This window comes from Clostridia bacterium (assembly GCA_034926675.1).
In the GTDB taxonomy this organism is placed as follows: domain Bacteria; phylum Bacillota; class DTU025; order DTU025; family DTU025; genus JAYFQW01.
Genome location: JAYFQW010000020.1, coordinates 1 through 10,144 on the forward strand (window position 1 = coordinate 1; position 10,144 = coordinate 10,144).

General features: G+C 58.7%; 8 protein-coding genes. 2 read left to right on the forward strand and 6 right to left on the reverse strand.

Annotated features, from left to right (window positions below; genetic code table 11):
• The 5 genes from VB144_06495 to VB144_06515 all read right to left on the reverse strand — a co-directional run.
• Positions 1-351: extracellular solute-binding protein (locus VB144_06495; protein ID MEA4883292.1), on the reverse strand; the 351-nt coding region annotated here is incomplete at its 3' end.
• 37 nt (positions 352-388) lie between these two features.
• On the reverse strand, positions 389-1,765 hold the full coding sequence (locus VB144_06500) for an FAD-dependent oxidoreductase (GenBank protein MEA4883293.1): 1,377 nt from the start codon (positions 1,763-1,765) through the stop codon (positions 389-391).
• A gap of 1 nt (position 1,766) precedes the next feature.
• On the reverse strand, positions 1,767-2,468 hold the full coding sequence (locus VB144_06505; protein ID MEA4883294.1) for a hypothetical protein: 702 nt from the start codon (positions 2,466-2,468) through the stop codon (positions 1,767-1,769).
• Positions 2,444-4,060, reverse strand: coding sequence for a DUF4127 family protein (locus VB144_06510; protein ID MEA4883295.1), 1,617 nt, complete (start codon positions 4,058-4,060; stop codon positions 2,444-2,446). Before VB144_06510 ends, VB144_06505 begins: the two co-directional genes overlap by 25 nt.
• Positions 4,057-5,127 (reverse strand): LacI family DNA-binding transcriptional regulator, encoded by a 1,071-nt coding sequence (locus VB144_06515; GenBank protein ID MEA4883296.1) that lies wholly within the window; start codon positions 5,125-5,127, stop codon positions 4,057-4,059. Before VB144_06515 ends, VB144_06510 begins: the two co-directional genes overlap by 4 nt.
• 320 nt (positions 5,128-5,447) lie before the next feature.
• Here VB144_06515 and VB144_06520 point away from each other — a divergent pair, with 320 nt between their 5' ends.
• A complete protein-coding gene (locus VB144_06520; GenBank protein MEA4883297.1) occupies positions 5,448-7,607 on the forward strand; it encodes a hypothetical protein in 2,160 nt (719 codons plus the stop codon).
• Between the two features lie 331 nt (positions 7,608-7,938).
• Here VB144_06520 and VB144_06525 read toward each other — a convergent pair whose 3' ends face one another.
• Positions 7,939-8,262: a DUF3784 domain-containing protein gene (locus VB144_06525; GenBank protein MEA4883298.1), complete on the reverse strand. Its 324-nt coding sequence runs from the start codon at positions 8,260-8,262 to the stop codon at positions 7,939-7,941.
• A gap of 501 nt (positions 8,263-8,763) precedes the next feature.
• Here VB144_06525 and VB144_06530 point away from each other — a divergent pair.
• Positions 8,764-9,877, forward strand: a protein-coding gene (locus tag VB144_06530; GenBank protein MEA4883299.1) for an IS3 family transposase whose coding sequence is annotated in 2 segments (ribosomal slippage) — positions 8,764-9,048 and positions 9,050-9,877 — 1,113 coding nt in all. Because the reading frame shifts where the segments join, the coding sequence is not laid out codon by codon here.
• Positions 9,878-10,144 lie beyond the last annotated feature (267 nt).

The window sequence follows — 10,144 nt, forward strand, 5'->3', positions numbered from 1 at the left end:
CCCGGCGTCGGCCAGGGTCGCCATAGAGCGGTCAAGGGGTTCGATGCTGTCGTTGAAGGCAAACCCGGCGGTTGCCGCCTGCCCGTGCATGAACACATCCGGCGGAACCTTTGCTGCGAACGATGTCGTCAGCTTTGTGGATAGATCGCCCCAGGGTACGAAGGTCACAACGAGGTCGATGTCGGGGTGGGCCTTCCTGAACGCAGGAAGGATCTCATCGTTCATCGCCTTCATCAGAGGCGATTCGGTGCCCGCGAACCACAGGTTGATCGTCGGGCCTTTGGCCATGCCCAGCGATGCGATGCAGAGCAGCATCACCATTGTGAGTGCAAGAACCATAATACGCTTCATCATCGGTGCCCTCCTTGATTTGGTGTTCTTATGTACCTCACTCCATGCCCTCATGGAGTATGGCGCCAGCGGCCGCCAGATCCTGCCTCACCTGCTTCACGTCTACATCCGCAAAGATCGCCGCCTGGCCACCTTGACGAACGGCCACGGCAGCGGCCACTCCCGCTGCATGGCCAGTTGCGAAACATGTGGGCATCACTCTGGTGGACGCATATGCCTCGTGAGTTACGGATATCGCCCTGCCCGCCGTGATAACGTTTGTCAACCTGATCGGCACAAGGGATCTGTACGGAATCGCATACGATCGCTTGAGCCTTATTGCAGTGAGGCCCTTGCCGTCGGGCGAATGAATGTCGATGGGGAACGCCCCCCTGGCAATGCCGTCATCGAACTCTCTGCCCTCTATGAGATCGTCCTGAGTGAGTATGTAGTGGCCCACCGGGCGGGCCGACTCGCGTATTCCTATCTGCGACCCGGTCTGCGCAAGGCGCGATTTCCCGAACCCTGGTATGTGCTCCTTCATGAAACGGAACACTTGATGCGCCTGGAGCAGGCCCTCCGCCTCGGCGCGCGTGACATCAAACGGATCGCGTTGGTCTATTCCCTTCACTCGAGTCACGTTCACTATGACCTCATCAGAGTGGATTCCTGAGAAGAACAACAGCCTATCCCTGTTTATACCGAACTCGCCAGTCTTAACCGCGCCAGCGAGTTTACTAAAGAAACCTGCAACGCCAATCGACTGCTTGGGATCGAGCATATCGGGGCTCGACCCCAACACGAAGTCATCGGGATTCTCTTTCATGTACTTGACCACTTCCGACATGTCGACTCCTGACACCCGGAACATCAGTGTTCCCGGCTGAGTCATTGCATCGGCCTCCCTGCCCGCCGCAACCTGGCCGCCGGCGGCTTCAACCAGCCTTGCTATGCCCGTGCAGTCGACAAAGGCTCGGGCCTCTACCAGCATCGATCCGTACAGGCCCGTCAGGATTATGTGGTCTATCCGGCCATCGGCGGCATGGACCTCACTTACAAGCTGATGCAGGAGGAGCTGCACTCCCGACTCCCTGACCATCTCCATGGTCACAAGCTTCATCCCCTCAGGCTCCACCGGCGTTACTGTGGGAACGAATCCGATGGTGTCGGGCACATGGCCAGGCGAAAACCCCAGCTGCTGGAGGCGGTCCACAATCTCTTGGCCTATGCCGGCGATAATCTGGCCGCTTTGGGCATGAAATGTCATCAAGGGCCAGACCAACGCCGCCGTCGACATGCCTCCCAGATAGCCCAGACGCTCGATCAGCACTACTCTGGCCCCGGCTCTCCCGGCAGCTATGGCTGCGGCTACGCCTGATGGCCCGCCGCCTATTACTGCAATGTCTGCGCTGTATGCTCGTCTAACCTCGCTCATGCTACCTGCCCTCAGAATCAATGGCTGCCCGGAATTCTCTCACCGCTTGATACACTGTTGATGCCTCTCGCCCCGTAACAATTGCGCCCAGCATCAGCCCACGTATCCCGCTCCATCGCAGCGCCGCAAGGTCTTCGACTCTGATACGCCGCTGCGTAGGCACCACCACGGGCTTTCCGGTCCAGTCCACGATGTTCTTGTAGTGCAACAAGTCCCGCCACGACAGCGGTTTCCCGTATCCTTCCCCCTCCACTACTGAGGCCTCGATTATCCCGAACGGAGCGAGTGCCATGGCCTCGAACTCGGCCTGCCTGTATGTGTGGTCTCCGGCCACCATGCCTGTCATGGACGTGCTGGTCAGGGCATGCGCCCCAAGCTCGTGCGCATATATGGAGTAGAAGTCGAAACCCATGAGCTCAAGCTCGCGCATCTCGGGCCCCCAAGCGCCGGGAAACGCGCCGGGGACAATCCCCACAGGCGTCTTGCGCTCGCCGGCGAGGCTGAGGATACGTTCAAGTCTCGCTCGTTCTTCTTCCAGCGAGCCCATCTTGAGCCCAGAGGCCCTGTGCTCCACGTTGATGTGCACCTTCAGCACATCGGCGCCGGCGTCAAGCGCAGCCACAGCCAGGTCGGGCTTGTTTCCAGGCAGACTCATGATCAGCGTCAAAGGATGAGAATTCAACAACTGGACGAAGTTGGACACGGTTCATCATCCTCCTCAGGCTCAAAAGCAGCATCTACCTTGCATTCAAACAGGCGATCCCAGGGCAAGCATAGGCTGAGCTTGGCGAGTCGGCAGCACTCCGGGCCAAAGTGCGGAAAGCACTCCTCGAACAGGGCCTCGGCCTGGCCCCGGAGGGTTGCGAGGGCAAGCTCCTCGGCTCCAGCGTGTTGAGCGAGCCCGAAGTTCCAGGGATCCATGCCTCTAAATTGGAGTAAGCTCGTGGCCTCAGCGCGTGTGCATGACTGGTACAGGTAGTCGTCTACTAGCCTCTCAAACAGGAACCGGGCGCGCGGCATCCAGTTGTCGGGGTTGGCCCATGCCGCAATAGCTGTGGCCAGGGCGGTGCCTATGGAATTCGCAGCTGTATTCCATCCCGCATATGCAGACAGCTTGTTCAGCAGGGACATGTCAAGCAAGGTTCGGACAAACTGAACATCGGCTCCATTCGCGGTTCGTACATCGGCAACTGCTACGGTCTTGCCACAGCGACCGCTGTCAGCCAACTTCTCGAGTATCCGGGTGTCTATGTATTCCCGCCCACTGCCCCGTGCCTGTGCGCCCTGGGCAACGTGATCGACCCTCACCTCGCAGGCGGGGTCGGGGGCGTGAACTAGCAGCACGATGTCGGATTCACCGTCGACCGCTTCGACAGGCACGGCCCCGGCCGCGATTATCTGAGACTCGACACTCTGGGCAAGCGGCCTATCCTCGAACTTGGGGACAGTGAACCTGCCTTCTTCGGGCATGAAAATCGTTGAAACCCTCGGGCGCGAGCCGCGTCTGCCGCTGACGTTCATCGTGTCGGAAATGTGGCGCGCAAGCAGAGTCATATTCAACTCGTCAGCGCCAGGGTGAATGCAGAGAAATTCAGGCATTCCGTCGGCGATGCCCGCAAGGCGTCCGGCATAGTCGAGGAGCGCTCGCTGTTCAGCCATGTGTGGGCCGTATACATCGGCGTCTTCCTGGCCCAGCATGAGAAAGCCAAATACTCCCATGGACGCGAGTGCTACCGACATGAGGTTGACCGCGTGGTTACGGCGGCGCGCGTTCAGATGGTCTTCAAGCAAAGCCGGGGGCAGTTGCTGCTTCACGTCGTCCAGTTCACGCAGTTCGGCAGCTGTCGCAACGCCCTCGGCAGATTTGGCCGTCAGCACAGAGAACCGGTGAAGCATCTCCCAGTGCTTTAGGAACTCAGAGCTGCGGCCTGTAGTGGTGATCCGCATTATCACGCCGGAGACGAGCATCTTCGTCGTGGGGTTGCACATTGCTATCCGTGCAAGTCGGCCAAGCCGCCTGCGGGCAATGTCGAGGCTCACCTTACTCGAACGTGATGCGATCAGCCCCCCGTACAGCACCATTTCCAGCGACACCAGCATCGCCGATACGTTCGGCGCCGTCGACTCAAGCCAGTCCAGCACAGCATCGGGCAGGCCGGGTTCCAGGAAACGTCCTAAGATCTCAGGCGGCGGGGCAACAACGTCGATTCCGGCCATCTCCGCGATGCGCACGGGAAACACCGTCGTGCATGGACGATCATCTAGAGGTACAAGCGCAACAGGCCCGCTGGTCATGGCAGCTCTACCCCCTGTACTTCCTGGGCCATACGCGAAGACTCGCGCACTATCAGCCCAGGCTGAAGGACTACCTGTATGGGGCCTGCTATCCGCCCCTCCACGATATCCAGCAGAGTTCGCGCGGCCATGAGGCCCACCGTATCACGCCGCACCTGCACCGAGGTGAGGCTGGGATAAAGGTGCGCTGCAAGCTCCAGGTCGCTGTAGCCCACCAGGCCAACGTCGGCCGGAACACCAATTGACCTCTCATTGAGGAGGCGCAGAGCCCCCGCCGCCATCCAGTCGGTCGACGCGAACACGCCCAGGCGGCAGCTACCTGCCACATCGATGAGGCGAATCATGGCATTGTGGCCGCCCGTCTGGTCAATCTCGTCGATTATCACAAGATCCTGCCGCAATGAGGCGCCCATGTCGGCGAGGCCTGCGACAAAACCAGCGTATCTGTCGGCGAAGGTCTGTATGGATAAGTCACCACCCAAGAACGCGAATTCCTCGTAGCCGCTTTCCGCCAGATGTCTGCCTACAAGCCTGCCGCCTGAAACGTTGTCGGGGATTACCGCTGAAAGGTCAGTCCGGCCCCCAAGGTACTTGCCGATGAACACACACGGGACGCCCGTGGCCATGAGCGAATCGATGTATTGCTGTGACATTGGGATTCCACCAACGATACAGCCGTCTACATGTCCGCTTGCCACTGGCTCAGGTATGCGAGATCTCGAGGACGCGTCAGTGGTCTCCACAAGTACGGTTCTGCCGATACGCCCAGCATACGATGATACACTGGCGATGATGTCTGAGAAGAAAAGGTCAGAGTTGAGACTGCCAACGGGATTCGCAATGATGCACGCAATCGGACGAATTCCGTTTATCCCTGCGAGCGCGTTGGAGCCGGCACCAGTCGCAGCGCGTTGCGGCAACCGCGACGTCATTACCTGCAGGGCCTGAGCTGCGTTTCTGATTCGGGTTGCCGTCTCGGCGCCGACTCCCTCAGTCCCGCGCAAAGCTCGGCTCACTGTGGAGGGCGATACTCCCAACATCCGCGCTAGTTCTCTCACTGTAGCCATAGAATCAGCCCCCAGCAGTTTCCGCAACAGGTGTTGCGATACGTTGCGTCAGTATTGTTCGGCGCTGATCCGCATTTTCCTGCTGGCGAATGAGGGCTTTCCGCAAGACTTGTCGGCATAATCAGCGCAACACTGTTTCATTGAGTATGGCGCGCCGTCTCCTTCGAGTATCCGAGCTACTCACGACCTGACACCTGATCTCTCGTGAAGGAGGGACAGGATGCATCAATTGCTGGAAACCGACCTCGTCTGCAGGAACATGCGCGACTTTGCTAGAATCATCGCCGTGTTTCACCACACAAGGGAGGACGGTAGCCACCATGAAGTACGCGCGACGAACAGGGTTGACTGTGCTGCTGGCAGCGGCATGTTTACTTGCCTTATCGGCCAGTGCTCTCGGTTCATCTGTTACGCTCCTGAACGGAACTACACATGATGCTCAGCTAGTAGGCTTCTTCACATTCGACGGCGTGGATCACTTCGTATTCCGCATGGCTGATGGATCTCTGATGGCCTATTCGCGGTCAGAGGTGGCCCTGATACAGGTCAACCCCGGCCAGCCGCCGACGAGCGGCATCCCGCTCGGTCAGACAACACAGCCTCCTGCGGGAGCACAGCCGCCTACCGCAGCACAGCCGCCTACCGCAGCACAGCCACCGACCGCAGTGACTCCGCCGGCGCCCACTCCCTTGTTCGAGCTTTCCGGGACATGGAGCATCAGCGCCAACCAGTCAGGCGGTGAGCTGACGATCAAGCAGAGCGGAACAACGTTCTCAGGCACAGTGCTCGGCAGCACTCTGGCAAACGGCAGGGTGCAGCCTGATGGCACAGTCAGCTTCGAACGGATCATCGGGAACAGCAACCAGGTCTACACAGGCAGGGTGGTTCAGGATGCATCAGGTGGTTTGACCATGGAAGGCACTTTCGACTGCAATGTTACCGGCGGAAAGGGTTCTCCCTGGCGTGCCATTCTGACAAAACCGTCGCCAGTGTCAGTGACTCCGCCGACAACCACGCAGCCTGCAACGCCGCCGACGCCGCAACCTGATTACTTGCGGGCAGAGCGGGAACCCAACAATGATATCGCAAGCGCAAACCTGATAGGGTTGGGCGCAGATATCACCGGCGCCATATCCACCACCGGCGATGTTGACATGTACAAGGTCAGCGTGCCTACGCATGGCACATTCCACGTGACATGCACGCAGCCCGCCGATTTCTACATGGCGATATTGAACGAAGCAGGAACTCAAATAACAGGGGGCGACCTGGGCAGCCCTAAACAAACCATGGTGCTCGATGCCGACGTATTTGAGCCGGGCAACTACTACATACTCGTACGCGGATACTCGAGCTCGGCCAAGTCCGATGACCCATACACGCTGAGAGCGGATTTCCGGGAGGCTCGCGACGCGTTCGAGCCCAACGACAGCATCCAGCAGGCATCGACCGTGGTCTCGGGCAGGCAGTTCGATTCCTTCATCTACAGGCCGGGAGATGTTGACTACTATCGGATAGATGTATCAGGGCCCGCAAGCATCAAAGTCACATCCACCCAGCCGGCCGACTACCATATGTCTATCATGGACAGCTCCGGCGCAAAACGGCTGTACGGCGGCGACTTGGGCAGCGCCGGCGCGAACATGCTCCTTGAAGGCGATGTGTACGAGCCAGGCGCCTACTATGTGGTGATGCGCGGGTACAGCGCCGGCTACTACAACATGCACACTCCGTACATCATGACCATAACCGTCACTCCCGGAGGAATCGATAGGTTCGAACCCAACGACGCACCGGAGCAGGCCGCCGCGCCGCCTCTCGGGCAGCCATTCGCGTCGTTCATATCCCGCCCGGACGATCAGGATTACTACAAGCTGAACATCACTGGTCCATCGCAGATAGTCGTCGAATCCGACCAACCTGCCGACTACTGGCTGGGGATAATGGACCGCGACGGCAAAACCGTCTTGGCGGGGGGCGACTTGGGAAGCATCGGATCGAACATGATAGCGATGCGCGACGTGTTCGAACCTGGCGCCTACTACGTGCTGATGCGCGGGTATAGCCAGGCCGCCTACAACATGCACGCTCCGTACAACATGAGGATCGTGGTCAAGCCCGCACTGTACGATCCCGCGGAACCCAACGACTCGCTCAACCAGGCCAAGGGCCTTCAGCTGGGGCAACCGGCAACCGGGGTCATAGCTACTAGCGCTGATCAAGACTGGTGGTGCTTCGACGCGCCGCTCCTTGGCAAGGTGCGTATCACATGCACACAGCCGGCTGATTTCGTGCTTAGGGTCGTAGATTCTGCTGGAAAGGATATTAGGAGGGAAGACTTCGGCGGCAAGGGCGCCCTCATGGACCTCACCTTGCAGCTTGCGCCGATGCTGAGGTACTACGTGGTCGTGCAGCCCTACTCCAGTGGCGAGTACAACATGCTTGAAGCCTATCAGCTTACCGTGAGCCCTGCCAAGTAGACAGGGCGCATAACACGGAGAGGCGCAAACACAGATTCCCGCAGATTCACAGAGCGGCGTGCTTCCCTGAAGAAGCACGCCGCTTGATCAATCATGTGTTATGTATCGAGACTGGGGTCAGACGTGCTCGGCAACTATGACCGCGAAGTAGTAGTCCATTGCTGGATCGCACCCGCTGACAGATGATTCGGCGCCATTGGGATCATATACGCGAATGTCGAGATCGACGATTGCCAGACCTCCTATTCATACGCATTCCCCCCAATAGTGGAGTAGACGCACATGTTCCTGTTCGGCGCGAAATCCATGCACGTTGAGGCCAGAATCCCCGCTATTTCACCTTAAACCTATTGCCCGTATTCGCATAGACAAATGCCGTCAGTCCTCCGACAATCACAAGCACAATGACCACCGTGCTCATCCAGCCGACTTCAAGTATGACCCCTACCATGGCCAACACCATGCATGCAGCGAAGAAGAGCATCAACCCTCCTCCAAATCTGCCTAAAGCTCTCTTGTCATACGCTTTTCTTTGCTCGGGTGTAGCTGCGAAATAGGCGGTATACAGGGTTAAGCACTTCTCGTTGATAAGCAGTATCCCGAGCGCAGCGAAAACCGCTGCAGCAACAACGCATCCGATGATATCCGCCAGCATTTGCCTTCCTCCCTACCTTGGCGCGTGTTCCGCCGAAGCTGTCGTCCGACGAACACCATCCAGTCGATGTCGGGGCGAAGCAATGCGATGCGCGGCGTAGGTCAGTTCTCTGGTTGATGGTTGGTTGATTCGCTGCGGTTGATGTTCCACCTTCCGCATGGATTCCCACTTAAGGCGTATGCGATTTCAACTGTGAACGAGCCGGTCGAAGACCGCATCGGCGACTGATGGGTCAAGTGCCAGCGCACATCAATGTCATCGTTTCGTCCACCGCTGCCTTCACGTCTCCGCTACCAGCCACTTGCTATGTGATGCGTATGGCCTTGCGGTCCACATAGGCGCTTCTGCATCCACACAGTGAGCGGCCCGGTTGGGGTTCCAGGGGCTTTCCAAGCTGACCGGGGGCCGTCGAGATCTTGATGAGCGCGCAGAGCACCCAGTAGTATAGTGGACCCGGGAATTTGGACACTGCAGCGAGGAGAAATAAGATAGACTGTGGCCATGAGGAAGAGCTATACACCATCGTTCAAGGCTGAAGTCGTAATTGCGCTTCTCAGGGAGGACAAGCCCCTATCCAGGATTGCGTCAGAGGTAGGCGTATCCCCCTCGCTGTTGTCCCGCTGGAAGGCCACTGCCGTTGAGAACATGAAGAACCTGTTCGCAGATGAAGAGCGCTCTGAGGAAGCGCTGAGAGCCGCCCATGAGCGGGAGCTAAAGGAGCTTTATGCGGAGATCGGAAAGCTGAACACCCAGCTGTCCTGGTTAAAAAAAAGGACTGGAATCAACCGTGTCCAGGGCTGAACGCGCTGCACTGCTTGAGCTGGACGGATCGACGATTCCTCTCAGCTTGCAGGCCAAGCTTCTCGGTGTGAGCAGATCTAGCCTGTACTACACTCCGAGGCCGCCGTCGCCGGAGGAGGTGGCAATCAGACGCCAGATAGACGAGATATACACGGCGCACCCCTTTTTCGGCTCAAGACGCATAACTGAAATGCTGCGCAGGCAAGGTTGGCATGTGAACCGGAAACGTATTCAGCGATGCATGCGCGATATGCAGATCGCCGGCATCTGCCCGGGCCCCAATCTGAGCCGTCGCGACCTTCAGAGCAGGCTATTCCCCTATCTGCTCAGGGGTCTGGAGATCACGAGACCCAACCAGGTTTGGGGCATAGACATCACGTATATACGGCTCCGGGAAAGCTGGATGTATCTCGTGGCCGTCATAGACTGGTTCTCTCGCTACATTGTCGGATGGGAGGTGGATGAGACGCTCGAGATGCCCTTTGTTCTGGCCGCGGTCGGAAAGGCGTTGGACACAGCCAGGCCGGAGGTACTCAACAGCGACCAGGGCAGCCATTTCACAAGCCTGCAGTACATAGATCTCGTGAAGAGCGCCGGGGTCCAGATCAGCATGGACGGCAAGGGACGAGCGTGGGACAATATCTTCGTTGAACGGTTCTGGCGATCTCTGAAATATGAAGAGGTGTATCTCAAGGACTACTCCATTCCGCGCGAGGCGCGACTTGGCATCGGGGAGTACATGGGGTTCTACAATCACCAGCGGCCTCACCAGGCGCTCGCGTACAGGACTCCGGCTGAGGTATACCTGGGCTAACCAGATAACCTGCGCTCACAAGCTCCAGACGCGTGCAGGGGACACGAGCAGATGCAAGGGGCAGGAGCGATATGCATGCCTGCCGAACCCTGTGGATAAGTCGTTCCGGGAGTGGGGCGCGCCGCGGCCGCCCGTATGACACCTGCGCCCGCCCCGACATCGATACCCGAGCGAGCAAGGCATGGGACATGTTGGAGCCGGAGCCCGCCCGGATCCGCTTGACGGCCCGACAGGCCATAGCGCGGACCGTAGTGACCATTACGAAGT